Origin of the sequence: Azospirillum sp. TSH100 (assembly GCF_004923295.1) — a bacterium.
In the GTDB taxonomy this organism is placed as follows: Bacteria; Pseudomonadota; Alphaproteobacteria; order Azospirillales; family Azospirillaceae; genus Azospirillum.
Map to the genome: position 1 here is coordinate 757367 of NZ_CP039635.1, position 25876 is coordinate 783242.

General features: G+C 68.1%; 19 protein-coding genes. 10 read left to right on the forward strand and 9 right to left on the reverse strand.

The genetic code is table 11. The features are described 5' to 3' along the window. Positions 1-5 precede the first annotated feature (5 nt). Positions 6-764 carry an SDR family oxidoreductase gene (locus tag E6C72_RS15960; protein WP_109443305.1) on the forward strand — a complete coding sequence of 253 codons (759 nt, stop codon included), beginning with the start codon at positions 6-8 and terminating at the stop codon, positions 762-764. 65 nt (positions 765-829) lie between these two features. Here E6C72_RS15960 and E6C72_RS15965 read toward each other — a convergent pair whose 3' ends face one another. The 3 genes from E6C72_RS15965 to E6C72_RS15975 all read right to left on the reverse strand — a co-directional run bounded on the left by E6C72_RS15965 (position 830) and on the right by E6C72_RS15975 (position 4976). Then, the gene (locus E6C72_RS15965; RefSeq protein WP_109443306.1) at positions 830-2038 is read right to left on the reverse strand and encodes an MFS transporter; all 1209 of its coding nucleotides are present in this window, start codon (positions 2036-2038) and stop codon (positions 830-832) included. 179 nt (positions 2039-2217) lie between these two features. After that, on the reverse strand, positions 2218-4515 hold the full coding sequence (locus tag E6C72_RS15970) for a xanthine dehydrogenase family protein molybdopterin-binding subunit (protein WP_109443307.1): 2298 nt from the start codon (positions 4513-4515) through the stop codon (positions 2218-2220). Positions 4516-4529: 14 nt separating this feature from the next. Then, positions 4530-4976 carry a (2Fe-2S)-binding protein gene (locus E6C72_RS15975; RefSeq protein ID WP_109443308.1) on the reverse strand — a complete coding sequence of 149 codons (447 nt, stop codon included), beginning with the start codon at positions 4974-4976 and terminating at the stop codon, positions 4530-4532. A gap of 249 nt (positions 4977-5225) precedes the next feature. Between E6C72_RS15975 and E6C72_RS15980 the strand changes: the two genes are divergently transcribed. Then, on the forward strand, positions 5226-6446 hold the full coding sequence (locus E6C72_RS15980; RefSeq protein WP_109443309.1) for a sensor histidine kinase: 1221 nt from the start codon (positions 5226-5228) through the stop codon (positions 6444-6446). On the opposite strand, the gene E6C72_RS15985 is transcribed toward E6C72_RS15980, so the two are convergent. The 3 genes from E6C72_RS15985 to E6C72_RS15995 form a co-directional block, all read right to left on the reverse strand. Beyond that, entirely contained in the window at positions 6428-7243 is an 816-nt protein-coding gene (locus E6C72_RS15985; protein ID WP_247875976.1) for a response regulator transcription factor, read from the reverse strand. The two genes, E6C72_RS15980 and E6C72_RS15985, sit on opposite strands and share 19 nt — an antisense overlap. Then, the gene (locus E6C72_RS15990; RefSeq protein ID WP_109443310.1) at positions 7240-7623 is read right to left on the reverse strand and encodes a response regulator transcription factor; all 384 of its coding nucleotides are present in this window, start codon (positions 7621-7623) and stop codon (positions 7240-7242) included. Before E6C72_RS15990 ends, E6C72_RS15985 begins: the two co-directional genes overlap by 4 nt. Positions 7624-7891: 268 nt before the next feature. Further along, complete coding sequence (locus E6C72_RS15995) at positions 7892-8743, reverse strand: alpha/beta fold hydrolase (protein WP_109443347.1); 852 nt, start codon at positions 8741-8743, stop codon at positions 7892-7894. Positions 8744-9251: 508 nt separating this feature from the next. Here E6C72_RS15995 and E6C72_RS16000 point away from each other — a divergent pair. Then, positions 9252-10598: an MFS transporter gene (locus E6C72_RS16000; protein WP_109443311.1), complete on the forward strand. Its 1347-nt coding sequence runs from the start codon at positions 9252-9254 to the stop codon at positions 10596-10598. A gap of 102 nt (positions 10599-10700) precedes the next feature. Here the strand turns inward: E6C72_RS16000 and E6C72_RS16005 are convergent, their stop codons facing one another. Beyond that, entirely contained in the window at positions 10701-11954 is a 1254-nt protein-coding gene (locus tag E6C72_RS16005; protein WP_109443312.1) for a LysR family transcriptional regulator, read from the reverse strand. A gap of 299 nt (positions 11955-12253) precedes the next feature. On the opposite strand from E6C72_RS16005, the gene E6C72_RS16010 reads away from it, so the two are divergent. From E6C72_RS16010 to E6C72_RS16040, 7 genes are all read left to right on the forward strand, one after another. Then, on the forward strand, positions 12254-13378 hold the full coding sequence (locus E6C72_RS16010; protein ID WP_109443313.1) for a 4-oxalomesaconate tautomerase: 1125 nt from the start codon (positions 12254-12256) through the stop codon (positions 13376-13378). A 72-nt stretch (positions 13379-13450) separates the two neighbouring features. Further along, positions 13451-14770: an aromatic acid/H+ symport family MFS transporter gene (locus E6C72_RS16015; RefSeq protein ID WP_199228877.1), complete on the forward strand. Its 1320-nt coding sequence runs from the start codon at positions 13451-13453 to the stop codon at positions 14768-14770. Between the two features lie 46 nt (positions 14771-14816). After that, positions 14817-16154, forward strand: coding sequence for a gallate dioxygenase (locus E6C72_RS16020; protein WP_109443315.1), 1338 nt, complete (start codon positions 14817-14819; stop codon positions 16152-16154). 10 nt (positions 16155-16164) lie between these two features. Further along, entirely contained in the window at positions 16165-17193 is a 1029-nt protein-coding gene (locus E6C72_RS16025; RefSeq protein ID WP_109443316.1) for an amidohydrolase family protein, read from the forward strand. A gap of 5 nt (positions 17194-17198) precedes the next feature. Beyond that, positions 17199-17888 carry a 4-carboxy-4-hydroxy-2-oxoadipate aldolase/oxaloacetate decarboxylase gene (gene ligK, locus E6C72_RS16030; RefSeq protein ID WP_109443317.1) on the forward strand — a complete coding sequence of 230 codons (690 nt, stop codon included), beginning with the start codon at positions 17199-17201 and terminating at the stop codon, positions 17886-17888. 50 nt (positions 17889-17938) lie between these two features. After that, positions 17939-18889 carry a DUF1932 domain-containing protein gene (locus E6C72_RS16035; protein ID WP_109443318.1) on the forward strand — a complete coding sequence of 317 codons (951 nt, stop codon included), beginning with the start codon at positions 17939-17941 and terminating at the stop codon, positions 18887-18889. A gap of 373 nt (positions 18890-19262) precedes the next feature. After that, positions 19263-22652, forward strand: a complete 3390-nt coding sequence (locus E6C72_RS16040) for an ABC transporter substrate-binding protein (protein WP_247875977.1) — start codon at positions 19263-19265, stop codon at positions 22650-22652. 18 nt (positions 22653-22670) lie between these two features. On the opposite strand, the gene E6C72_RS16045 is transcribed toward E6C72_RS16040, so the two are convergent. Next, positions 22671-23426, reverse strand: coding sequence for an N-acetyltransferase (locus E6C72_RS16045; protein WP_199228879.1), 756 nt, complete (start codon positions 23424-23426; stop codon positions 22671-22673). After that, a complete protein-coding gene (locus E6C72_RS16050; protein WP_247875978.1) occupies positions 23423-25849 on the reverse strand; it encodes an MFS transporter in 2427 nt (808 codons plus the stop codon). Before E6C72_RS16050 ends, E6C72_RS16045 begins: the two co-directional genes overlap by 4 nt. Positions 25850-25876 lie beyond the last annotated feature (27 nt).

Sequence of the window (25876 nt, forward strand, 5' to 3'; positions counted from 1 at the left end):
ACACCATGCAACTCACCGGCAACACGATCTTCATCACGGGATCGACCTCCGGCATCGGCCGTGGTCTGGCCGAGGCGTTCCACAAGCTGGGCAATCGGGTCATCATCGCCGGCCGCCGCAAGGCCCTGCTGGACGAGGTGACCGCCGCCAACCCCGGCATGACGGGCATCGAGCTGGACATCGCCGACCCGATCAGCATCCAGATCGCCGCCGAGCGTCTGGTGGCCGAGAACCCGACGCTGAACGTCCTGATCAACAACGCCGGCATCATGCCGTTCGACGATGCCTCCGGCCCCATCGACGACGCGCAGGCGCAGTCGATCATCACCACGAATCTGCTCGGGCCCATCCGCATGACCTCGGCCCTGATCGAGCATCTGAAGGCGCAGCCGCGGTCGGTGATCGTCAACAACACCTCGGTGCTCGCCTACACGCCGCTGGCGACGACGGCGGTCTATTCGGCCAGCAAGGCGGCGCTGCACAGCTTCACGCTGTCCCAGCGCTTCATGCTGCGCAACACCAGCGTCACCGTGCAGGAAATCGCGCCGCCCTGGGTCAACACCGACCTGATCAAGAAGGGTGACGATCCGCGCGCCATGCCGCTGGATGCCTTCATCGAACAGACGATGGCGGCGCTCGGCACCGATGCCGAGGAGGCCATCGTCGAAGGCGCCCGGCAGATGCGCGACAATGCCGGCCCGAACGAGCATGCCCTGGTCATGGGCTTCAACAGCTACATCGCCGAGAACCCGATTCCGGTCTGATCGGGAGCGAAGCAAAACAGGGCCGCCGGACTTTCATCCGGCGGCCCTTTCTTATTGGGGCAATTTCATTCCGCCGGGACGTCGGCCATCCGCGGCGCCTTGGCCGGGGCGAACTCCAGCAGGCAGGCGAGCGCGACGCAGAGCGCGCCGATCCACCCCAGTTCCCGCACGCTGGCGACGCCCAGCACCAGAGACCCCAGCCCCGCCCCCACCGAAAAGCCGAAATAATGGAAGGAGGCATTGACCGACAGGATGACCGGCGCGTGCTTCGGTCCGGTGATGCCGATCAGCCGGGCCTGCTGGCCGGGATAGAAGGCCCAGGCGGAGAAGCCCCACAGCATGATGCCGACGAAGGACGGGATCAGCGCCAGGGACGGCGGCAGCAGTTCCGCCGTCACCGACAGGCTCGCCAGCGCCAGCACGATCAGCGGCAGGGTCAGCGCCACGATGCGGGCGCCGCCCAGCCGGTCGGTCAGCCGGCCGCCGATCGCCAGCCCGACGAAGGCCGACAGCCCCCAGGCGAACAGGGCGAAGCCGACCGCCGCCCCTTCCAGCCCGGTCACCCGCTGCAGGTAGGAGGCGATGTAGGGATAGACGGTGAAGGGCCCCATGGCCCACAGGGTGGTGACCGCCAGCGGCCGGCGCACCGCCGGGTTCGCCAGCGCCCCCAGCCGGTCGCGCAGTCCGACCACCGGTGCGGCGGAATTGATGGCCTTCGGCAACCCGACCAGCAGCCCGGCCGCCGCCGCGACCGACAGGACGGCGACGCCGCCGAAGGTCATGCGCCAGCCCAGCGTGTGGCCGACGACGGCGCCGAGCGGCACGCCGAAGACGATGGCGAGGCTGAGGCCGCTGGTGACGATGGAAAGCGCGCGGCCGCGCTCCGACGGCGGCACCAGCACGCCGGCCAGCGCGTTGGCGTTCGGCACGAACAGCCCCGCCGCCATCGCCAGCAGGACGCGCGCCGCCATCAGCCCGCCATAGCTGTCGGCGAGCGCTGCCACCACGTTGGCGGCGACGAAGGCCAGCATGGTGGCGATCAGCAGGAGACGGCGGCTGACCGCCCCGGTCAGGACGGTCAGCAGCGGCGAGCTGGCGGCATAGGTCAGCGCGAAGACCGACACCAGCTGGCCCGCCGCCTGCTCGCTGACGGCCAGATCGGTGGCGATGTCCGGCAGGATCGCCGCGATCATGAAGCTCTCGGTTCCGACGGCGAAGGACCCGAGCGCCAGCCAATAGAGCGGCGCCCTCGAATGAAGGGTGGTGGTTGCCATGGAAGGATTCCTGTGCGGGGCCATTTCGCACGGCACCGATCACGGGGCGCTGGCGCCCCGTGCGTGGACCGGCGGCGGAAAATGGCGGATGCCCGAAGTTTAGGTCGGATGCCCGATGGCGTGAATGTCACGGAAACGACGTTTCCGGACATTCACGCCGGATGGGAGGCTTTCCGGCCTCACACGCCGATCTTGTTCTTCACCAGCGGCAGGCTGCGGATGCGCTGGCCGGTCAGGGCCGCCACCGCATTGACCACCGCCGGCGGAACACCCGGCAGGCCCGGTTCGCCGACGCCGCCCATCGGGGCGCCGCTTTCCACGATCTCGACATGAACCGCGGGCATGGAGCGGCGCGACAGGATCGGGTAGTCGTCGAAATTGTGCGACTGGCGGACACCGTCCTTGTAGACCAGCTCCTCGAATAGGGTGGCCGACAGGCCGAGAGCCACGGCGGATTCGACCTGCGACTTCACGATGGCCGGATTGACGATGCTGCCGGGATCGAAGGCAACCCAGACGTTGTGGACCTGCGTCTCGCCGCCCTGGACCGACACCTCGGCGATGGTCGCCGTCTCCGATCCGAAGGGGGAGGCCATGGAGACGCCGCGGGCGCGGCGGGTGCCGTCCACCTCATAGGGGCCGCGCTTCCAGCCGCCGGACATCGCCGCCACCGTTTCCAGCAGTTTGCGGTGGCGCGGCTTGTCCTTCAGCAGCTCCATCCGCAGGGCGAAGGGGTCCTGGCTGCCGGCATCGGCGATCTCGTCCAGGAATCCCTCATAGAAGAAGTCGTTCATCGAATGGCCGACGGAGCGCCAGAAGGCGATGGTCACGGGGTGGGGGAACTTGACGTACTCCATCCGCCGGTTGGGGATGGCGTAGGGCTTTTCCGTGACGCCCTCCACCGCCGAACTGTCGACGGGATCCTTGAACACCGCGCCGAACCAGCGTCCCAGCGGCCCTTCGCCCACCGTGCGCGCCTGGATGGCGGTGGGGCGGCCGTCCTTGCCGAGGGCGGCGCGGAAGCGGGTGAAGCTGAGCGGTCGGACAGCGTCCATGCGGAACTCCTCCTCGCGCGACCACAGCACCTTCACCGGCCGCCCGGTGGCCTTCGCCAGCTGGATCGCCTGGAGGAAGGGGTTGGCGCTGCCATAGAGGAAATGCCGGCCGAAGAAGCCGCCGAGCATCGGCGAATGCAGGATGACCTTGTCCGGCGCCAGCCCGGCGGTCTGGGCCGCCACCGACTGGAACAGCTCCGGCATCTGGTTGGGCGCCCACAGCTCCAGCGTGCCGTCGGCATTGAAGCGCGCCATGGAGGATGGCGGTTCCAGCTGTCCGTGGACCAGATAGGGCGCGTCGTACTCCGCCTCGATCACCTTGGCGCCATTGGCGGCGGCAGTGGCAAAAGCGGCGGCGGCATCGCCGTCGGATTCGGCGGGAAGACCGGCTGCGCCGGAGGATTTCAGCGCCGCCAGCATCCCGTCCGACGCAAAGTCGGCGGCCACGCTGTCCAGACCGGAGGCGGCGGGGGCCGACCAGCTCACCGACAGCGCTTCCACCGCCTTGCGGGCACGCCACCAGCTGTCGGCGGCGACCGCCACCGCGCCCGGCATCTTGTGGACGGAATGGACGCCGGGCATCGCCGCGACCGCGGCCTCGTTGGCGACCGACTGGACGGTGGTGCCCTGGTTCGGCGCATGCCGGACCGCGGCGTAGAGCATGCCCTCCAGCTTCTGGTCGATGGCGTAGACGGCCTTGCCGGTCGATTTCGCCCGCACGTCCAGCCGGGCCACCGGCTGGCGGATGTAGCGGAAGCTGGCCGGGTCGCGCAGGGCCACGTCGTCGCGCGGCGGCAGGGCGAGGGCCGCCGGGGCCAGCTCGCCATAGGACAGCCGCTTGCCGCTGGCGGCATGGATGACGACGCCGTCCTCCGTCTTCAGGCTCTCCGGCTTGACCTTCAGTTTCGCTGCGGCGGCACGGATCATCATGTCGCGGGCGGTGGCGCCCAGCCGGCGCATCAGCGGATAGCTCGACCGGGTGGAGAAGCTGCCGCCGGTCATCCGCAACCCGTTGATGACCGCGTAATCCGGCCCCGGCGGGGCGCATTCCACGGTGAAGCGGGCGGGATTGACGTCCAGCTCCTCGCCGACGATCTGGGCAAGGCCGGTGTTGATGCCCTGGCCGCCTTCGACGAAGGGGCTGAGCAGGGTGACGGCATTGTCCTTGCCGATGACCAGGAAGGCCGGGATGCGGGTGCCGGGCTTGACTGCTGCGGCAGCGGCGGCGGTGGCGGCCCGCGCCGGCATCGACGGCAGCAGGGCGCCCAGCACCAGGGCGCTGGTGCCGAAGCCGAGGAAGGCGCGGCGCGAAAGGTTGGAAATGCCATCCGGCTTCATCAGCGGGACGGCTGACTGCGCCTCGATCCGGAGGTCGAGCGGGTCTTTCAGCGTGATCGGGGCTGCGGTGAGCAGGCGGTCCATGATGGGTGCTCCTCTCAGCCGGCGGCCTGGCGGACGGCGGCGGCGATGCGGTTGTAGGTTCCGCAGCGGCACAGGTTGGTCATCGCGTCGGCGATGTCGCCGTCGGTGGGGTGGGGCGTCTGCTTCAGCAGGGCGGTCGCCGCCATCACCTGTCCGGACTGGCAATAGCCGCATTGCGGCACCTGGGCGGCGACCCAGGCCTCCACCACCTTGCGGCCGACGGGATCCTCCTCGATGGCGTCGATGGTGCGGATGTCGGCTGAACCGACGCTGTCCACCGGCACCTGGCAGGAGCGGGTGGCGGTGCCGTCGATCATCACGGTGCAGGCGCCGCATTGCGCGATGCCGCAGCCGTATTTCGTCCCGGTCAGCCCCAGCGTGTCGCGAAGGACCCAGAGCAGCGGCGTGTCGTCCTCGACCGTCACCTGATAGGCGCGGCCGTTGACATGGAGGGTGGTCATGCTGGTCTCCGTGAAGGAGGTCGTTTGGGGGTCGGCTGACGCTTATTCTTGTCCGGCGCCCGTCGGTCTCGTATCCATCTCTAGGTATTAGGGGTGGCGGGCCGTCCGGCCGCCGAATGACTGGAAACTGTTCAAGACCGCCAATCGGGACAAAGTTGCGGTGCTGCCAAGAATTTCCTATAGATGACCGAAGACAGGCGACCGCAGAGGACCATCGTCCGGAATGGCGATGGGGGAGGATTTCGACCGATGGACCTTCGGCATGCCGACTTGTTCGAGATATCGCCGATCTCGATCCTGTGCGAGGACTGGTCGGGGGTGAAGCGCGCCGTCGATGAAGCGATCGCCGGCGGGGTGACGGACTTCGACCGCTTTCTGGACGACAACCCGCAGTTCTTTTTCGATGTGCGGTGGTTCCACCGGATCCTCGACGCCAACCGCTCTGCGCTCGACCTGCTGGGATTCCAGGACAAGGAGAGCTTCCTGCGGGAATCGCGGGTGCGGTTGCCGGCCAATCCCGCCAGCAATGCCCAGGTCTTCAAGGCGATGGTGCGTGGCGACACGGTTTGCCAGGGCGAGCGTGTGCTGCACACCAAGGACGGACGCGTGGTTCCCATCCTGTGGCGGGCGAGCCTGCCGCCGGGACCTGCCGATCCCGAGGCCTACGGCCGCCTGTACTTCTTCGCCGTCGATGTGTCCGAACTGAAGCGGGTGCAGGAGGCGCTGATGGCGGCCCAGGCCAACCTCAGCCATGCCGGGCGCCTGTCGCTGGTGGGGGAACTGGCGGCGTCGCTGACGCACGAGGTGTCGCAGCCCCTGGTCTCCATCGCCAGCCATGCCGCCGCGGCGACGCGCTGGTTGTCGCGCCAGCCCCCGAACCTGGAAGAGGTGGCGACCAGCCTGCAGCGCATCACCACCAGCACGCAGCATACGGTGCGCATCGTCGGCAAGATGCGCTCCTTCGCACGCCGCGGCGAGCTGGTGACCGAACCGTTGAAGCCGCAGGACTGCATCGCCGATGCCGTGACGCTGGTGGAACACGAGGCCTATCGCCAGAAAACCAGCATCGCCGTCGATGTCCCGCCGCAGCTGCCGGCCATCCTCGGCGACCGCACCCAGATCCAGCAGGTGATCGTCAACATCGCCTACAACGCCGTGCAGGCCATGCAGGGGGCGAAGTCGCCGGACCGGCGCATCGCCATCACCGCCGGCGTGGACGATGCGGAAGCGGTGACCTTCACCGTCGCAGACACCGGTCCCGGCATCCCCGACGAGCTGCTGTCGCGGATCTTCGACCCCTTCTTCTCGACCAAGCCGGACGGCATGGGGCTGGGGCTGTCGATCTGCAAGACCATCGTGGAGGAGCATGGCGGCCGGCTGTGGGCGGCCAGCGGCCCGCAGGGGGCCTCGCTGTCCTTCTCGCTGCCGGTGGCGCCGGTGGTGGCGTCCGCTCAGCCAGCCGTGCTGTAGCGGGTGACGGTGCGTTCGCGCACGCCCAGGATTTCGGCCATCCGCACGAGGTCGGCCAGCGATTGGGCATGCATCTTGCGCATCAGGTTGCCGCGGTGGATCTTCACCGTGACCTCGCTCAGCTCCAGTTTCGCCGCCACCTGCTTGTTCATCAGCCCGGCGGTGACCAATCCCATCACGTCGCGCTCGCGCGGGGTCAGCTTGCCGTAGAGGCTGCGCACCGCGTCGTCCTCGCCGCGTTCGGAGCGGCGGCGGCCGTCCAGCGCCACCGCCTCGCCGACCGCGTGCAGAACCTCGTCCTCGGTGAAGGGCTTGGTCAGGAAATCGACGGCTCCGGCCTTCATGCCGCGCACGGTCATCGGGATGTCGCCCTGGCCGGTCATCAGCACCACCGGCACCAAGATCGAGCGCTCATGCAGCGCCTTCTGCACCTCCAGCCCGTCGGCACCGTCCAGATAGACGTCCAGCAGCAGGCAGGCGGCATCGGCAGCCCCAGCGCAGGCCAGGAACTCTTCCGGCGACGCGAAGGACATCACCCGGTGGTCGGAGGAGCGCAGCAGGCTCTCGATCGCGCAGCGCACCTCCGCATCGTCATCGACGATGCAGATCAGGGCCGGGCCGCCATTCGCCACGGAGTTTTCCGCCATGCTGCCCGTCATGCTGCCCTCCGTCACACCTCTCTGCCGGCCTTGCGGCCGACCGGTCGGGCTATGGTAGCCGGACCGCTCCTCCGCGGCAAAGCCGGCAAGGTCGTACCTCCCGAAGGATGTGCCGCTGCGCTGGGCCGGGCTGGTCATTGTCTGCGGTTCCCCTGGTTTGTCCTGAGCGCGTCTTCGATGAGAAGGAGCAGGTTTTCCGGATCGAGCGGCTTGGTCACGAAGGCGAAGGCGCCCTGGGCCAGCGAGCGGCTGCGGGCGGCCGGGGTGGCGAAGGCGGTCATCACGATCACCGGATGGCTGCGCCCGAGTTGCAACAGCACCATCTGCAGGCTGAACCCGTCCATGCCCGTCAGGTTCAGGTCGGTGATGAGGCAGCCGACCTCGCCCTCGTAGGCGATGAACTCCTCGGCCGAGGAGAAGGTGCGGACCCGCATGTCGACCGAGCGCAGGAAGTTGTCGAGGCTTTCCCGGATGGCTTCGTCGTCATCGACGACACAGATGGTGGGACCACTCAGCACGACATCACACTCCAGCCACGGTCCGCCTCATCGACCGCCTCGGCCGCAAGCGGTCCATTCCAAACAACCGGAGCAGGATGCGCCATCCATACCTGCGTATAGGTTGACCCCCGCGGGCGCCTGAGCAGGTTTCTCCAGATCGGGCCACAGGCCCGGCCTGGAGAAACCTGCCGACTCTATGGTTTTGCAGGTTTTCCGAGCCCGCGCATTTGTGGGCGGAATTCGGAAAACCTGCTTAGGATGGCGCCGCGCGGGACACCGGATGGCGTCAGGCCTTGAAGAAGGCCAGCAGGTCGGCGTTGATGGTTTCCGCATGGGTGGTCGCCATGCCGTGCGGGAAGCCCTTGTAGACCTTCAGGCTGCCCTTCGGCAGCAGCTTGGACGACAGCATCGCGGAATCGGCGATCGGCACGATCTGGTCGTCGTCGCCATGCATCACCAGGACAGGAATGTCGATCTTCTTCAGATCCTCGGTGAAGTCGGTCTCGGAAAACGCCTTGATGCAGTCGTAATGGGCCTTGGTCCCGCCCATCATGCCCTGCCGCCACCAGTTGTCGATGACGCCCTGCGAGACCTTGGCGCCGTCCCGATTGAAGCCGTAGAAGGGGCCCGAGGGGATGTCGCGGAAGAACTGGGCGCGGTTCGCGGCGAGCGCGGCGCGGAAGCCGTCGAACACCTCCAGCGGCAGGCCGCCGGGATTGGCCTCCGTCTTCAGCATGATCGGCGGGACGGCGCCCAGCAGCGCCGCCTTGCCGGCCCGCGCTGTGCCGTGGCGGCCCAGATAGCGCGCGACCTCGCCGCCGCCGGTCGAGTGGCCGACATGGAAGACGTTCTTCAGCCCCAACCCGGCGACGACGGCCAGCACGTCGTCGGCATAGGTGTTCATCTCGTTGCCGGTCGCCGTCTGGGTCGAGCGGCCATGGCCGCGCCGGTCATGGGCGACGACGCGGTAGCCGTTGTTCAGGAAGAACAGCATCTGGGCGTCCCAGTCGTCGGCGCTCAGCGGCCAGCCATGATGGAACATGACGGTCTGCGCGTCGCGCGGTCCCCAATCCTTGTAGTAGATCGAGGCGCCGTCCTTGGCGGTGACGAACCCGTCTTCGGTCTTGCCGCTGGTCATCGTCCGTTTCCCTTCCTTGCCGTGGGATGCAGTGTCTCCTGAATGGCGGCGTTCGGCCGCGGCGGCATCGGCTGCGCCGACGACCGCGGAGGTGGCGACGGCGGCGCCGGCGACGGTGGCGCCGACGATCAGGGTGCGGCGGGTGGTGCCCGGTGCCGTGGTGTCTTCGGATGGCATCGTCATGTCCTCTGTCAATGCGTCAACGATCACGTCGATCGGAGTTGAGCCGGTTGGCGCCGCGGAACGCCGATGCCCACAATGGCTACCGGAATTAAGCACTTTTCAAAGCCATCCCTAGGTATTAGGAATGCGTGTAAGGAAATATCCGCAAAGAAATCGGACGTCTTCAGGATTGTTCGTGTCTTCATTTGCGTGAATGTTGCAAAAACGGACATGGCACTCTTCGTCCGTGAGTCCTGATGTGCAGGTCCTTTTCGATTGAGACGCCTAAATGACCGATTTCTTATGAACCCCTTTGCGCGCTTGGAATGGCGGATGGAGAAGGCCCATGGCACTGCCGAACGTTGCCGCCGGTGATCCACCGTCACCGTCGCCTCCCGCCACCATCCTGGCGCTGTCGATCGGCAATGCGGTGGAGCTTTACGATTTCACACTCTACAGCTTCTTCGCGCTGACCATCGGCAAGCTGTTCTTTCCGGTCCAGTCGGCTTTCGGGCCGCTGCTGCTGGCGCTGCTGACCTTCGGCATCGGCTTCGTCGTGCGGCCGTTGGGCGGCATCGTCCTCGGCGGCTATGCCGACCGGGTCGGGCGCAAGCCGGCGCTGGTGCTGACCATCGTGCTGATGGCGCTGGGCACCCTGATGATCGGGCTGTGCCCGACCTATGCGCAGATCGGTGTGGCGGCACCGGCGATCATTGTTGTCGGCCGCCTGCTTCAGGGCTTTTCGGCCGGCGGCGAGATCGGCGTGGCGACGACCGTCCTGATGGAGTTGGGACACCCCGGCGGACGCGGCCTGCGTGTCGGCTGGCAGATGGCGAGCCAGGGGGCGGCGGCCCTGATGGGCGCGCTCGGCGGTTACCTGCTTTCGACGCTGCTGCCGGCGGACGCGCTGGGCAATTGGGGATGGCGCCTTCCGTTCCTTGCCGGACTGCTGATCCTTCCCATCGGCCTGTATCTGCGCCGCCTGCTGCCGGAGACCGCTCATCCCGGTGCCGGAAGCCGGACCGCGCTGGCGGAGCTGCTTTCCGCCCATCGGGCGAAGCTGCTGCTCGGCGTGATGATGATCATGGGCGGCACCGCCTCGACCTACGTCAATATTTTCTATATGCCGACCTATCTGATCAAGGTGGTGGGATTGCCATCCGACACCGCCTTTCTGACGGGCTGTGCCGCCGGGGCGACCATGCTGGTGGTGGCGCCGCTTGCCGGGCTTCTGTCGGACCGTCTGGGCCGCCGCCGCCCCTTCGTCATCTGGACAGCACTGGCGAGCGCGCTGCTGACCTATCCCGCCTTCTGGGTGCTGTCCCACGTCGCCAGCGTTTCGGCGGCCCTGGCAGTGGTCAGCCTGCTGATCGCGATGAATGCGGTTGGGGCGGGGGCCTGTCTGCTTCTGCTTTTGGAGAGCTTTCCGTCCCGTGTCCGTGCCTCGGGCCTGTCGATCGTCTATAGTGTAGGCGTATCGATCTTTGGTGGCTTCGCCCAGTTCATCGTCACGTGGCTGATCAGCGTCACGGAAAATCCGACTTCTCCCGCCTGGTACGTCATGGCCTGTGCCCTTGCCACCGCCTGCGGCGCATCAAGAATGCGCGAGGTGCCACGATCGCGGCAGTCCAGCGTATCGGATAAACCGGAACTCCCCGCCGGGCGACTATACGATCGTGCCCCGACACGGTGACGGCTGCTTCGCGCCCTCTCCCGAGACCGGGGTGAACGGGATGGGCAGCGCGATCAAGCGAGACGATGCATAGCGCTCGGGGCGCTTGAAGATGGTCTGCGTTCATACCCTGCGCTCTTCTGGAAGGCGTCGGGATGCGGATCGTATCTCGTCGAGCACGGCCAGGGCCGCCGGGGAAAGCATCGCCCCCTCGCGCGACGTGATGCCGATCTGGCGGACGGTCTTTCCCAGAGCGACGGGCAATTCGACGAGATCGCCCGAAGTGATTTCGTGGTGCAACTGGTGCGGCGAGATGGCCGTCAGCATGTCGCTGTTCTTCAGCAGGCCGCGCAGCACGGCCAGATCCCCGGTTTCCACCGAGGGAACGGGTGGTTCGATGGCGAGTTCGCGAAAGGACTGGTCGATCAGCCGGCGTCCCGGCGCCCCCGGCCGGGGCAGGATCCAGCGTTGCGGCAGCAGGTCTTTCAGCGATGCCGGCGCGCCCGCCAACGGATGTCCGGCCCGCGCGATGATGCCCAGCCGGTCCTCGAACAGGCTTTCGGTGATCAGGCCGGCGTTGCGTTCTCCGACACGCAGGGCACCGACGATGAAGTCGATGTCGCCATCGCGCAAGCCTGCGACCAGTGCCTCGTAGGGGCTTTCGACAGTCGTCACGCGGATGTTGGGGTGGCGTTGCAGGGCTGCCGCTACGGCGGCCGGCAGGATGTGGGTCCGGCCGAGCGGCAGTGCGCCGATGGCGATGCGCCCCTGCATGGTGCCGGCGATGGCGGCCACGTCGGACTGCATGTGGCGCAGCTCGGCGACGATGCGCTTGCCGCGCGAGACGATCATCGCGCCGGCATCGGTAACGACCATCCCCTGCATCATGCGCTGGAAGAGCGGCTGCCCCAGCGCGCTCTCCATCCGTGACAGCGCCATGCTGGCGCCGGCTTGCGACAGGCCGACATGGGCGGCGGCGGCCGACAGGTTGCGCAGTTCCGACACGCTGATGAGAAGCATGAGCCCCCGGCCGTTGAGCAGCAGGTTGCTGACGGCGTTGCGCTCGACCGTCGGCCGGCGCTTTGCGAAGCGGGCGATCTCCTCCACCGCGCCGGAGATTTCATCGATGATCCGGCGTGCCCGGTTGCGCACGGCCTCGCCATAGGCATTGAGCAGCATGCCGCGGGGCTTGCGTTCAAACAGACCGACGCCGAGGCTGTGCTCCAGCTCGCTGATGGCGCGGGCGATCGCGGAGGATGCCTTGAAGATCACTTCGGATGATCGGGCAATCGATCCCGTCTCCGCCACCGACAGGAAGTCGCGGATGTAGCGCAGACTGTTCTCGAGCCTTTCCGGCGTTGTTGCACTCTCGGTCATCGCAAGTCCTCACGTCGCCGCCGGCCCATACAGGGGCGAGATGGTCCATGCATTCTAATCCGCCCGATGCGGCCAGGGTATGCACCATCACGCGGCACGGGTGCAGAACCGCGTTTGGGCAATGCAATGCCGCTCTTTGCATTGCAAAGCAAGACTTCCGGCAGCCGGGACGCTTCGTCGCGAAAGGCACCAGGATCACGGCATCACGAAATTAGAACGCGCGATCAGGGGGTAGCAACGGTGCCGCCGGCCGGTCCGACTATAGTGGCCGTCATCGCCCCACCTATTCGAGCAGATCGATGACTCACAGCGCTGCGACGGCGTTTGATCTCACCAGGATCGCCTGTGTGTGGATGCGCGGCGGCACCTCGAAGGCCGCGTTCTTTCGCGCCCGGGATTTGCCGGCCGACCCGGAATTGCGCGACCGCCTGCTGCTTGCGGCGATGGGGACCCCCGATGCGCGGCAGATCGACGGCATCGGCGGCGGCACGCCGCTGACCACCAAGGTCGCCATCATCTCCGCCTCCGGCGCCGATCAGTCCGACATCGACTATCTGTTCGGCCAGGTCGTGATCGGCGAGGACCGCATCGACTATGCGCCGACCTGCGGCAACATCCTGGCCGGCGTCGGACCCTACGCCATCGATCAGGGGTTAGTGCCGGCCGGGGACGGCGAGACCATCGTCCGCATCCGCATGGTCAACACCGGGGGGCTGTGCGAGGCGGTGGTCCGGACGCCGGGTGGGCGGGTGTCCTACACCGGCGACACCCGCATCAGCGGCGTGCCGACCTCCGGCGCCCCCATCGAACTGCGCTTCCGCGACATCGCCGGATCGAGCTGCGGCGCCCTTTATCCCACCGGCCGGCGGCTCGATGTGATCGAGGGCGTTGGCGTCACCTGCATCGACAACGGCATGCCGGTGGTGCTGATCCGTGCCGGGGATGTCGGGGCCACCGGCTACGAGACGCCGACGGAGCTCGATGCCAACGCCGACGTGAAGGCGCGGGTCGAGGCCATCCGCCTCGCCGCCGGCCCCCTGATGGGCCTGGGCGACGTTGCCGGCAAGGTGGTGCCGAAGATGACCCTGGTGTCGCCGCCGCGCGATGGCGGCCACCTCAACACCCGTACCTTCATTCCCCGCAAGTGCCACGACGCCATCGGCGTCCTGGGGGCGGCGTCGGTCGCCACGGCGTTCGACGACCAAGGCACCATCTGCGCCTCGCTCGGCGCCGGCCCTGCCGGCTCCGGCCTGCGCGACATCTCGGTGGAGCACCCCACCGGCGAATTCACCATCAGGCTGAGTGGCGGGCTGAGTGGCAGGCCGGGCGGCGGGGAAGGCGAAGCGCCTTCGGTCGCCCTGCTGCGCACGGCGCGCCCCCTCTTCGACGGGCATGTGCTGGTGCCGCCCGCCACAGCCGCATAATCAGAGTTCTGGGAGGAAATCATGAGTGCGTCCGCCACTCTCGAAATACGCTCTTTCATCGACGAGCGCCGCATGTCCAGGCGCCAGTGGGTTTTGACGGTCCTGTGCTTTCTGATCGTGCTGGCCGATGGCATGGACGTGGCGATCATGGGCTTCGTCGCCCCCTCCATCATCGAGGAATGGGGCATCTCGCGCCCGGCGTTCGGCATGGTCATGGGGGCCGCACCCATCGGCCTCGCGATCGGCGCCATCTTCGCCGGGTCGTCCTCGGACTGGTTCGGACGCCGGCGCGTGCTGCTGGCGTCGGTGCTGAGCTTCGGCCTCTTCACCCTGCTGACCGCCTTCACCCGCAACCCGACGGAAATGGCGGCCCTGCGCTTCCTGACCGGCCTCGGCCTCGGTGCCGCCATGCCCAACACGACGACGCTGCTGTCCGAATATGTGCCGCAGCGCACGAAGTCGTTCCTGCTGGCGACGATGTTCACCGGGTTCAACTTCGGCTCGGCGCTGATCGGCTTCGCCGCCGCCTGGCTGCTGCCGATCCACGGCTGGCAATCCGTGCTGTATTTCGGCGCGGCCATCCCGCTTGCGCTGTTCCCGCTGCTGTATGTGGCGCTGCCGGAATCGGCGCGCTACATGGTGGTCCGCAACGTCGCCCAGGACAAGATCGGCGCGGTGCTGTCGCGCATCTCCGGCGCCGACCTGTCGGGCTATGGACGCTTCACGCTCAAGGAGGAGGCGGTCGCGGTCAAGCAGCCCATCGCCGTCCTGTTCACCCGCGCCTTCGCGCTGCGCACCTTCACCCTGTGGATCACCTACTTCATGGGTCTGCTGGTCATCTATCTGACCACCAGCTGGCTGCCCACCATGATGAAGGACGCCGGCATGACCATCGACCGCGCGGCCAACGTGACTGCGATGTTCCAGCTCGGCGGCACCGTCGGCGCGGTGCTGGTCGGGCTGGCGATGGACCGCTTCGGTCCCAACCGGACGATCAGCCTGTCCTATGCCCTGGGTGCCGCCGCCCTGGTGATCCTGGGTGTCGGCGGACTGCAGTCGGCGTGGCTGGCCGTCATCGTCGGCGCCGTCGGCTTCTGCATGAGCGGTGCGCAGACCGGCCTCAACGCCTTTGCGCCCGGCTGCTACCCGACGCTGGCCCGTGCCACCGGCGTCAGCTGGATGCTGGGCGTCGGCCGCCTCGGCAGCATCCTCGGCTCCTCGATCGGCGGCGTGCTGCTGGGGTTCGGTTGGGGGTTCGACGGGATCTTCTCGGCCCTGGCCATCCCCGCTGTCCTCGCGGCCGCCGCCATCATGGTCAACAGCCTGTCCCTGCGCTCCGCACAAGTCGAGAGCGCCGAACGCAGCGGGCAGCCGGCCCGTGCCGGCAGCTGAACACCCACCGTACAAAGCAAGAGATCAGAGCATCCGGAGGACCCCCATGGCACGCATCATCGGCGGCATCGCCTGTTCCCATACCCCGACCATCGGTTTCGCCGTGGACGCAGGCAAGCGCAACGACCCGGTCTGGGCGCCGATCTTCGAGGGGTTCGAACCGGCCCGCCGCTGGCTGGCGGAGAAAAAGCCCGACGCGCTGTTCATGATCTTCAACGACCACGTCACGTCCTTCTTCTTCGACCATTACTCGGCCTTCACGCTGGGCATCGACACCGAATACGGCGTTGCCGACGAAGGCGGCGGCGCGCGCGACCTGCCGCCGGTGAAGGGCCATGCCGCCCTGGCGCAGCACATCGGCGCCTCGCTGATGGCCGACGAGTTCGACATGTCCTTCTTCCAGGACAAGGCGCTGGACCATGGCTGCCTGTCGCCGCTGTCCGTCCTGTGCGACCGGCCGGACGGCTGGCCGGTGCCGATCGTGCCGCTGGCGGTCGGCGTGCTGCAATTCCCGATCCCCTCTGCCCGGCGCTGCCACAAGCTGGGACAGGCGCTGCGCACGGCCATCGAGAGCTACCCGGAGGATCTGAACGTCGCGATCGTCGCCACCGGCGGCCTGTCGCATCAGGTGCACGGGGCCCGTGCGGGCTTCAACAACACGGAGTGGGACCACCAGTTCCTCGACCTGTTCGAGAACGACCCGGAGGCGCTGACCCGCCTGACCATCGCCGACTACGCCGAACTGGGCGGCCTCGAAGGGGCGGAGGTCATCATGTGGCTGATCATGCGCGGCGCTCTGTCGGCCAACATCACCAGGGTGCATCAGTCCTATTATCTGCCGTCGATGACCGGCATCGCCACCGCGGTCTATGAGAACCGCGACCGCCCGCTTCCCAAGGACAAGGGGCCGGAACAGCGTGCGCGGATCGGCCACCAGCTGGCCGGCGCCGAGACCCTTGCCGGCGTCCACCCCTTCACGCACGCCGTCAGCGTCAGAGCGTACCGCCTGAACAGGTTCCTGCACCGGATGATCGACCCGTCGCACCGCGAGCGCTTCCTGGCGGAGCCGGACGCGGCGTTCGACGCCGCCGGCCTCAGCGAGGAGGAGCGGGACATGGTGCGGCGTCGCGACTGGGACGCGATGATCCGCTACGGCGTCATCTTCTTCATGCTGGAGAAGCTGGGCGCGGTGGTCGGCGTGTCCAACCTGCACATCTACGCCGCCATGCGCGGCGAGACGCTGGAGCAGTTCCAGGCCACCCGCAACGCGCCGAACGCCCTCTATTCGGTGGCCGGCAAGCAGGGCCTGGGGACCCTTGCCTGGGACAGGAGCGCCCAGGGCAAGAGCACCCCGGACAAGAGCACCCCGGACAAGAGCAAGTGAGCGCAGCCCGATGATCATCGACATTCACGGCCACTACACCACCGCCCCCAAGGCCCTGGAGGACTGGCGGGCCCGGCAGATCGCCGGCCTCACCGACCCATCGCAGGCGCCGAAGGCATCGGACCTGAAGATCGGCGACGCCGAGCTGATGGAGAGCATCGAGGTCAACCAGCTCGCCAAGATGCGCGAGCGCGGGCTGGACCTGACGGTGTTCTCGCCGCGGGCGAGTTTCATGGCGCACCACATCGGCGACTTCCAAACCTCGTCCAGCTGGGCGGCGATCTGCAACGAGCTGTGCCACCGGGTGGCGCAGCTTTTCCCTGACAATTTCATCGGCGCGGCCATGCTGCCGCAGTCGCCGGGCGCCGACCCGAAGACCTGCGTTCCCGAGATCGAGAGGTGCGTCAAGGACTACGGCTTCGTCGCCATCAACCTCAACCCCGACCCGTCGGGCGGTCACTGGACCGCGCCGCCGCTCTCCGACCGCCACTGGTATCCGATCTACGAGGCCATGGTGGAATACGAGCTGCCGGCGATGATCCATGTCTCAACCTCGTGCAACGCCTGCTTCCACACCACCGGAGCCCACTATCTGAACGCCGACACCACGGCCTTCATGCAGTGCCTGACCTCGGACCTGTTCAAGGACTTCCCGACGCTGAAGTTCGTCATTCCGCACGGGGGCGGTGCGGTGCCCTACCACTGGGGCCGGTTCCGCGGCCTGGCGCAGGAGCTGAAGAAGCCGCAACTGCGCGAGCATCTGCTGAACAACATCTTCTTCGACACCTGCGTCTACCACCAGCCGGGCATCGACCTGCTGACCAAGGTCATCCCGGTCGACAACATCCTGTTCGCCTCCGAGATGATCGGCGCCGTGCGCGGCATCGATCCGGAGACCGGACACCCTTATGACGACACCCGCCGCTACATCGAAGCGACGCTGAACCTGTCCGCCGACGACCGCTTCAAGGTCTACGAGGGCAATGCGCGCCGCGTCTATCCGCGCCTCGACCGGGCGCTCCAGGCCAAGGGACTGTAACCGCCATGACCATGAACACTCTGGGCATCGTGAAGCGCACCATCGACCGGGCCGACCGCGACGCGGTGGAGCGCCTGTCCGCCTTCGGCGTCGCCACCATTCACGAGGCCATGGGCCGCGTCGGCCTGATGAAGCCCTACATGCGCCCGATCTACTCCGGCGCCCACCTGTGCGGCACGGCGGTGACGGTGCTGCTGCACCCCGGCGACAACTGGATGATGCATGTGGCGGCCGAACAGATCCGGCCGGGCGACGTGGTGGTCGCGGCGGTGACCGCCGACTGCACCGACGGCTTCTTCGGCGACCTGCTCGCCACCTCCTTCCGGGCGCGTGGTGCCGTCGGGCTCATCATCGACGGCGGTGTCCGCGACGTGAAGGATCTGACCGCCATGGAGTTCCCGGTGTTCTCCAGGGCCGTCAGCGCCAAGGGGACCATCAAGGCGACGGTGGGGAGCGTCAACGTCCCGGTGGTCTGCGCCGGCGCCGCGGTCAATCCGGGCGACGTGGTGGTGGCCGACGATGACGGCGTCGTGGTGGTGCCGGCGGCGGCGGCCGCGGCGGTCGCCGATGCCGCACGAACCCGCGAGGCCAACGAGGCGGGCAAGCGCGAGCGGCTGGGCGCCGGCGAACTCGGCCTCGACATGTATGCGATGCGCGAGGCGCTGGCCAAGGCCGGCCTCACCTACATCGATTGATGCCGTTCTCGCTTGATACCGCCACCGATCGACAACCGTGGACTGACGCCATGACCCGACCCGACACCCCCATCGAGAACTGGACCATCGGCCTTGTCGGCTATGGCGAGGTCGGGCGCATCCTGGCCGAGGATCTGCGCGCGCGCGGCGCCAGCCGCCTCGTGGCGTCGGATATCAAGCTGGGCAAGCCGGAGGAGCAGCCTCTGGTCGAGCACGCCGGCCGCCATGAGGTCAGGCTGGTTGCCGATCCGGCTGTGCTGGCGGCCGAGGCCGACCTCGTGATCTCGGCGGTGACCGCCAGCCAGGCGGTTGCCGTGGCGGAAGCCGCGGCACCGGGGTTGCGGGCCGGCACCTGGTATCTGGATGTCAACTCCGCATCGCCCGGCGCCAAGTCCAGGGCGGCGGAGCTGGTGAGGGCGGCGGGCGGACGCTTCGTCGAGGGGGCGGTGATGACGTCCGTGCCGCCTTACCGCATCAAGGTGCCGCTGCTGCTCGGCGGCCCCGATGCCGCCGGGCTGGCCCCGGCACTGAATGGCCTGGGCTTCGCCGCCACCGTGGCCGATGAGCGTTTGGGCGTGGCCTCGGCCACCAAAATGTGCCGTTCGGTGATGATCAAGGGCCTGGAGGCCATGGTCATCGAGAGCTTCACGGCGGCGCGGGCCTATGGCGTCGAGGATTCGGTGATCGCTTCGCTGAAGGAGACCTTTCCGGGGATCGATTGGGAACAGCTCGGCGCGTATTTCTTCCAGCGGGTGATCCAGCATGGACGCCGCCGCGCCGAGGAAATGCGCGAGGTGGCCCGGACGGTTCGCGAAGCGGGCCTGGAGCCCTGGTCGGCGGCGGGCACAGCCGAGCGCCAGGACTGGGTGGCCGACTTGGCCGGGCAGGGCGTCTTCGGTCCGAAGGACGCGGCGGATTTCGCCAGGGCGGATGACTGGCGTGTCGAAGCCGACCGCATCCTCGCCCGCCGGACGGCCCCCGATCCCCGCGCATCCACATAACCTGCCGGGACCGGTGACGTGTTGGCTTGTCGACCCGCCAGATGGTCGACCGCGGGCAGCGCCACTGCCAGCCTGGCCGCGTCTCGATCTCCGGCGTGGACTTCTGCACCCGGCGGCAAATGGGCGAGTGGTCGACCGAAACGTCGCGCTCGCCCTCGAACTGGTCTCCCTTGAAGTCCGACACGGCTTGGCTCCAGCCATTCCGCCGCCCGCCGGCAGACTTTTGAAAAGAGCCGGACTGTTCGAGGTCATCGCGCCGATTTGCGCGCCGAAGTCGCGCGTGGGGCTTGATCGCCGCAGGGGCCTCGGGCCTACTGGACGGATATTTTCCGCCGCCCGCCGGTCGATGTGGAGTCCTGGGGTTGTCCTACCGATGCGCCTGATCGCCGTTCTCCTGCTGTTGGCGGCACTGCTGGCCGGAGGATTGGTGTTGCCGTCGCTGACGTCGCGATCCGCGATGCGGGAAAATGTCGGCACCGTCCGCATCGCCTATGCCGGAAACCTGTCGGAAGGCGGCCAGGACATCGTCAGGGCGCTGGGGCTTCTGGCGGACGGTGTCAATGCCGCCGGTGGAATCGACGGGTTGCAGCTTCAGTTCGTGCCGTTCGACGATCATGGCGTTTCCCCCGGCGCGCGGAAGGCCGCGGCGGAGATCGTGGAGGATGACAGCATCCTGGCGGTGATCGGCCATGACAGTTCCGCCACCTCGCTGGCGGCGGCTCCCCTCTATGCAGCAGCCGGCATTCCCGCCCTGGCACCGATGGCGAGCGAAACCAGCCTGACGCGGAACAACGCCTGGTATTTCCGCATCGGCCATTCGGACGAGCGCGAGGCCGCCTTCATGGCGGATTATGCAAAGCTGGGATTGCTTGCCGATTCGGTGGCGCTGCTGCGCACCCCGCAACCGGTCACGGAACGGCTGGCGGCCCCCTTGCGCGAGGTCTTGCCGCAGCGCGGTGTCGGATTGCGGCTGGATGCGGCGGTCAATCCGGCGGCGGCCGGCTTCGCCCGCGACATGGCCGATTTCGTCAGCGCTCTGCGCGCCCAGTCCCCCGAGACGGTCGTCCTCCTTCTGGCGACGGAGGAACCGGCGGTCATGCTGGTCCAGGCGCTTCGCGATGCGGGCGTGACCAACCGCATCCTCGGCCCCAACTGGCTGGGCGCCCCGTCCTTCGGCAAGCGCCTGTCGCAGTTGCCGCGCGAATCGTCCCGCCCCGGCCTTTATACCGGGAAGCTCTTCGTCATCAGCCCCTTCCTGCCGGATATCGCGAACCAGCAGGCAAACCGCCTGCTCGCCGCCTACGATGCGCGGTTCGGGCCGCTCGGCAACTGGGCGGCGCTCTATGCCTACGATGCGGGGCAGCTTCTGATCGCCGCCGTGCGACGGGCCGGGCTGGCCGCCAGCTGGAGCACCCGTGCGTCGGCGCGGCGCATGGTGCGGGACCAGCTCGCCGCCATCCGCTCCGTTCTGCATGCGGTGCCCGGCGTCACCGGCCCGCTCTATTTCGGTGAGGACGGAACGCCGGAACGGGCACTCGGCGTCGGGCAGTTCACCAGCGCCAGGCTGGACGACGGTCTGGCCACCGCGCTGACCCAGCTGCGCTATACGGCCGACGGCGATGGCAGGGACGGGGGCAAGGATGGCGGCGGTGCGATGCGGCCGCTGTCGGTGGTCCATGTCGGCATGTCGGTCAGCCGCATTTCCGACATCGATCCGGTTAACCGGTCGGCGCGGATCGAGTCCGACCTGTGGTTCCGCTATCGCATCGTTCCCGACAGCCCGTCGCCCGATGCCGTCACCGATATCCAGTTCCTCGACACCGCGGAACCGGTGGTCCTGGGTTCCCCGGTGGAACAGGTGCGCAACGGCGACGAGGAATACCGGCTCTACCATGTCGCCGGCCGTTTCCTGATGGATGCGTGGCAGGATGCCCATCCGCCGCCGGGCGGCCATCGGGTCGGCCTGCGGTTCCGCAGCCGCGATCTCGGTCACGACCGGATGATCTTCGCCGTCGACGAGGGCGATGGCACCGCCCACCGCGACCTCGCGGGCGTCCTGGCCGGGCGCAAGGTCGCCGGGGCCGGCTGGGCGGTGACCGACGCTGTCCTGACCGCCGACATTCCGGCGGCGGTCCCCGGCGCCCAGCTGCGGCCGGAAGAGCGGCGCGCCGGGCGCGACGCCCCGGCGGTCCGGTTCGAACTGTCGATCGAGCCGCAGGACCGCGGGCTCCGCCGGCAGATCGTCGGAATGCCGGCGCTCGTCGGGGTGTGGGGCGCCTGCCTGCTGCTGCTGGCCCTGCGCGCCGCGGAGGCATGGCAGACGGACCGCCGGTCCCCCCGCCTGTTCCTGCTGGTCGAGGCGGCGGCGACCGGGGTGGGCATGCTCGCCGCCGAAGCGGCGCTGATCGACGGTTTCGCGCGGTACGACGCCGAACGGGCGATGGCCGCCGTGGTCACGATTTTCGACGTGGCGTGGTGGCTGATCCCCGCCCTGTTCATCAATCTGGCCCTGCACCGCTTCGTCTGGGATCCGCTGGAGGAGACCAGCGAGCGGGCGATCCCCCAGGTGGTCAAGAGCACGCTGACGCTGATGATCCTGATCCTGGCGATCTTCGGCGTGATCGCGCAGGTCTTCCAGAAGGACCTGACCAGCCTGCTCGCCACATCGGGCGTGCTGGCGATGATCATCGGCCTGTCGCTGCAGAGCAACCTGTCCAACATCTTCTCCGGCATGGTGCTGAATCTCGAACGGCCGTTCCGCCGCGGCGACTGGATCAAGGTGGGTGACGCCCCCATCGGCCAGGTGATCGACATCTCCTGGCGGTCGACCAAGATCCAGACCTTCAACAACACGGTGGTCAGCATTCCGAACGCGGTTGCGGCGGGGACGCGGATCGAGAACTGCTCGCACCCCAACAACCGCTTCATCGCCCAGATGCTGCTGCATGTGACGCTGGGCCACGATCCGGACCGGATCGTCAATCTGCTGACCGACGCGCTGCGGCTGGTGAAGAGCGTCGACGGGCGCAAGCATCTCGGGCTGGTCTGGGTGAAGTTCAACGGCATCGACGAATTCGGGATGCGCTTCCTGATCTCCTTCGACCTGACCGACCGCTCGCTTCTGCAATCGCAGGAGCATGCCGTGCTGCTCAGCATCCATTCGGTCCTCCGCCACGCCGGAGTGACGCTGGCGCAGCGGCATGCCAACATCCGGCTGGTGGAAGGCGGGACCGACCCCGCCGACGCCCATCCCGATGCGTCGGCGCTGATCGCCGGCGCCGCGCTGTTCCAGCCGCTGGACGTGGCCGCCCGCGAGCGGCTGGCGGCTGGCGCCCGGCCGCAGCGGGTGGCCACCGGCACGCCGCTGTACCGCCAGGGGGACGCCGGCCGTTCGCTGTTCCTGGTTGCGGAGGGGATCGTCGCGCTCAGCACCACCGGCGTCGACGGCACCGAGATCGAGTTGTCCAGGCTCGGTCCGGGCGCGCTGTTCGGGGAGGGCGCCCTGCTGGATGGAACCGCCAGGACCAGTTCGGCGCGGACCCTGGGGCCGGCACTGCTCTACGAGATCGATGAGACGGTGCTGGCCCAGGCGCTGGACGGCCAGCCGTCGCTGCGCGAGCTGCTGGGCCGCATCGCATCGACCCGTTCCGCGGACGGGACTGACGCCGGTCGCCCGGACGACGAGGACCGTCAGCGCGGCCAGGGAACCGGCATGCTCGCCCGGCTGCGCGACGCCCTCGGCTTCAGCGACGCCAACGCGTGACTGGTGGGCCCGGCTCCGTCAGGACCGCCGACGCGCCCTGATGCGGTCCACCAGACTGCCGGGGACCGGCGGCGCAAAGCGGACGCAGTCTGCGGCGGCACCCTGCGGCCAGCCGATCCAGCCCTGCGCCATCAGCTCCATCTGGCGGGGCAGATCGGTCAGCGGCACCATCTCCCCCCCGTCGGGGATCGCCCCGTCGCCCGGCGTGATCCGGAACAGGGTGTGCCGGATGTGGCCGTCGAACTTGGGGGCGGCCCAGACCATGGCGAAGCCGCAGGCCAACATGCTGCGCAGGCTGGGGGGGTTGTCGGCACGCACGGTGACGAAGCCGTAATCGTGGGGGCTGTCGGGAAACAGCCGCCAATCCACCGCCGCGACCATCCGCTGCTGCAACCGGTGTCCGCGGAAGGCGGGATCGACGATCACCGCCGTCCAATGGACCACCGCATCCAGCTCCCCGTCCGCAAGTCCGAAGCCGATGCCCATCGAGTCTGGATGCCGGCCGGGAAACAGCAGGGAGAAGAAGGCGACCAGCCGGTCGGTGGCGAGCACCCCCACCGTCATGCCGCGCGGGCCGAGCATCTCGGCGATCTGCTCGGCGCTGACCGGATACATGCGGTCGCCGATGGCCGCGTCCTGCAACGCGGCGATGGCCGGCGCCCAGGCCCCGTCGAGAAGGGCGAAGCGCAGCGGCTGCCGGGGGGCCGACCGGCCCGGGCCGGGTCCGTGCGATCCCGTCTCCGGCCACAGCGGCTGCGTCGAGATCTCCCTCATGCCGTTCCGGTGACGACCGGGCGCCGGCGCAGGGACAGGAAGGACAGCGCCAGATGAAGCAGCAGCGCGGCCGCCAGCCCGAGGCCGATCAGCGTCGCGCCGGCTCCGCCGGCGACCGCAGCGGCGCTGAACAGCATCGGACCGATGACCTGACCGATCTTGCGTGCGTTCAGATGGTAGGATTGCGGCACGGCCAGCCCATGGGTGCCAACCACCGGCAGCCGCTCCAGATAGCGCTGCTGCGCGGTCAGGCCGAAACTGTCGCTGAGGCCGAGAAGCAGGATCGCCAGGAACGCCCCCATCAGGCTGCCGGTCAGCGCGAAGGTCGTCAGCCCCGCGGCCATGATGAGGCCGGAGGCCAGGACCGGCAGGCCGGGTGCGACGCCGCTCGACCGCATCAGGCGCGACAGCAGCGGGCCGAGATAGACGATGCACAGCCCATAGAGCAGGAAAGCCTGCCCGACCGTGGAGGCCGGTTTGCCCAGCCCGCTGGCGAACAGGGGAAAATAATAGATCAGGAACATGCTGCAGGCGGAGGTCGGCACCGACACCAGCAGCAGAAAGGCGAGGAAGGACCCGTCGCTCCACACCCGCCGCCCGGCTGCTGCGGCGTCCGGCTTGTCGACAGCGGCGGTCGCGGCAGCGGCGGCCGCGACGGGGGCGGCTTCTCCCGTCGGCTCGGGTGTCAGAAGCAGCAACTGCGCGATGCCCAGCGTCAGCACGACGGCGGCGATCAGGAAGACGGCATGGGGCCCGATCTCGTCCGCCAGCAGACTGCCGACGACGGCACCGCAATTGACGCCGACATACATTCCGGAAAACAGGTCGGAATAGGCCCCGGTGGCCGGATCGACCCGGCGGACACGGTCGATCAGGCGGTACAGCCCCATCAGAGCCGTCATCGTCCCGGCCCCCAACAGGCCGCGCGCCACCACGAACAGGACCGGATCGCCGGTCAGCCCGGAGGTCAGCGCCCCCAGCGCGGCGACCGCCAGACCGGCGGCGGTCATCGTCCGCCAGGGCAGGCGTGCGCTGATCCGTCCCGCCAGCAGGATCGCCAGCGCGCCGCACAGCATCTCCGCCGACACCGGAATCGCCGCCGCCTGGGGCGGGGCCAGCCCGAACAGGCCGCTGTCGAAGGTCTGCATGATGACGGGCACGAAGGACGCCGACAGGAACATGCCGAAATACAGCATGAAGGTGAGGAAGCGCAGGCCGGCGAGGGAGCGGTCGGTCGCGGCGGGACTACTCCCGACCCCCTCCGCCTCGGTTTTCGCCTCCATCGGCCGGCGCATCCGCCGGCTGAAGAAGGCGTGCAGTTCATAGATGAACATCAGCGAGATGATCAGGATCGTCACGTTGTTGGCGACGACCTCCAGCACGTTGCGCTGGATGTAATCGCTGTCGATGACGATGCGCAGGGTCGGCGTGACGAGATCGGCGTCGGTAGCCAGCGCCCGTCCGGTCACCAGATCCCCCCTGGCCGCCGGCTGGCCGGAGCCGAGCGATCCCGGCAGGTCGGCTCCTTCCGGAACGGCCAGCGACATGCCCTTGAAGTGTGGAACGATGGCGATGATCTCGCGGAAATAATCGTCGATGCCCGAGAAGGAGCGGTAGGTCGCCCCGCGCCCGATGATCGAGGCGATGTCCGTCGCGACGATGTTCTCGACGATCCCGGTGGTGTTCTCCACGGTGCGCAGATAGGCGTCGCTGAAGGCGCCATAGCCGGTCACGCCGACCGAGATCTGCACCAGCGCCGCGACGGCGAGCGCCGTCCGTCCGGAGTGGGGCCGTCCGGAGGCGTTGCGCGCCGGCAGAAGGGCGAGGCCGCCCAGCAGGAGGATCGCGACGGCGCCCAGCCCGCCGACGAAGATCAGGGTGTGGCGTTCGAAGTCGCGGACGTAATTGTCGATCACCGCGTCGCCGGCCGCGATCACCAGCGTGCCGATCCAGCGCCCGTCGCCGGGATCGCGGATCGGCAGGAACAGCTTGTGCGACCGGTTGTCCGTGTCGTGGTAGTTGAAGGACGGGCTGTGCTGGAATTCCCCGGCCGTCCTGCGCTGCTCGTAGCCGGTCAGCCGGTCGCCGATCCGGTCCTTGAAGCCGTAGGTGCCGATGGCGTAGGCCACCTGTCCGTCCGGCAGCGCCACGGCGACCCCGTCCGCCTGCGGCAGATAGGTCTTCAGCTGGCTGAGCGCCCGCTCCATGCCGAAGAAATTCTCGATGGTCTTGCCGTACTTCACCGCATATTCGATGCTGGTGACCACCTTCCGCCCGGCGACCCCGAAGGTCGAGAACAGCGCGTCGCCGCAATCCCGCCGGAAGGTGCCGAGATTGACGCCGGCGCTGAAGACCAGCGCCGCCACGATCAGCAGCACCGACGGAAGGAAGGTCGCCAGGAAACGGCCGGTCTTGCGTTGCACGTGACGGTTCCTCTCGGCTGGTGTCGG

Bases quoted from the DNA above. Each gene is read 5' to 3' on its own strand.
- E6C72_RS15960 (WP_109443305.1), top strand. From the start codon at position 6: ATGCAACTCACCGGCAACACGATCTTCATCACGGGATCGACCTCCGGC.
- E6C72_RS15965 (WP_109443306.1), bottom strand. From the start codon at position 2,038: ATGGCAACCACCACCCTTCATTCGAGGGCGCCGCTCTATTGGCTGGCG.
- E6C72_RS15970 (WP_109443307.1), bottom strand. From the start codon at position 4,515: ATGGACCGCCTGCTCACCGCAGCCCCGATCACGCTGAAAGACCCGCTC.
- E6C72_RS15975 (WP_109443308.1), bottom strand. From the start codon at position 4,976: ATGACCACCCTCCATGTCAACGGCCGCGCCTATCAGGTGACGGTCGAG.
- E6C72_RS15980 (WP_109443309.1), top strand. From the start codon at position 5,226: ATGGACCTTCGGCATGCCGACTTGTTCGAGATATCGCCGATCTCGATC.
- E6C72_RS15985 (WP_247875976.1), bottom strand. From the start codon at position 7,243: ATGACCAGCCCGGCCCAGCGCAGCGGCACATCCTTCGGGAGGTACGAC.
- E6C72_RS15995 (WP_109443347.1), bottom strand. From the start codon at position 8,743: ATGACCAGCGGCAAGACCGAAGACGGGTTCGTCACCGCCAAGGACGGC.
- E6C72_RS16000 (WP_109443311.1), top strand. From the start codon at position 9,252: ATGGCACTGCCGAACGTTGCCGCCGGTGATCCACCGTCACCGTCGCCT.
- E6C72_RS16005 (WP_109443312.1), bottom strand. From the start codon at position 11,954: ATGACCGAGAGTGCAACAACGCCGGAAAGGCTCGAGAACAGTCTGCGC.
- E6C72_RS16010 (WP_109443313.1), top strand. From the start codon at position 12,254: ATGACTCACAGCGCTGCGACGGCGTTTGATCTCACCAGGATCGCCTGT.
- E6C72_RS16015 (WP_199228877.1), top strand. From the start codon at position 13,451: ATGTCCAGGCGCCAGTGGGTTTTGACGGTCCTGTGCTTTCTGATCGTG.
- E6C72_RS16020 (WP_109443315.1), top strand. From the start codon at position 14,817: ATGGCACGCATCATCGGCGGCATCGCCTGTTCCCATACCCCGACCATC.
- E6C72_RS16025 (WP_109443316.1), top strand. From the start codon at position 16,165: ATGATCATCGACATTCACGGCCACTACACCACCGCCCCCAAGGCCCTG.
- ligK (WP_109443317.1), top strand. From the start codon at position 17,199: ATGACCATGAACACTCTGGGCATCGTGAAGCGCACCATCGACCGGGCC.
- E6C72_RS16035 (WP_109443318.1), top strand. From the start codon at position 17,939: ATGACCCGACCCGACACCCCCATCGAGAACTGGACCATCGGCCTTGTC.
- E6C72_RS16040 (WP_247875977.1), top strand. From the start codon at position 19,263: ATGCGCCTGATCGCCGTTCTCCTGCTGTTGGCGGCACTGCTGGCCGGA.
- E6C72_RS16045 (WP_199228879.1), bottom strand. From the start codon at position 23,426: ATGAGGGAGATCTCGACGCAGCCGCTGTGGCCGGAGACGGGATCGCAC.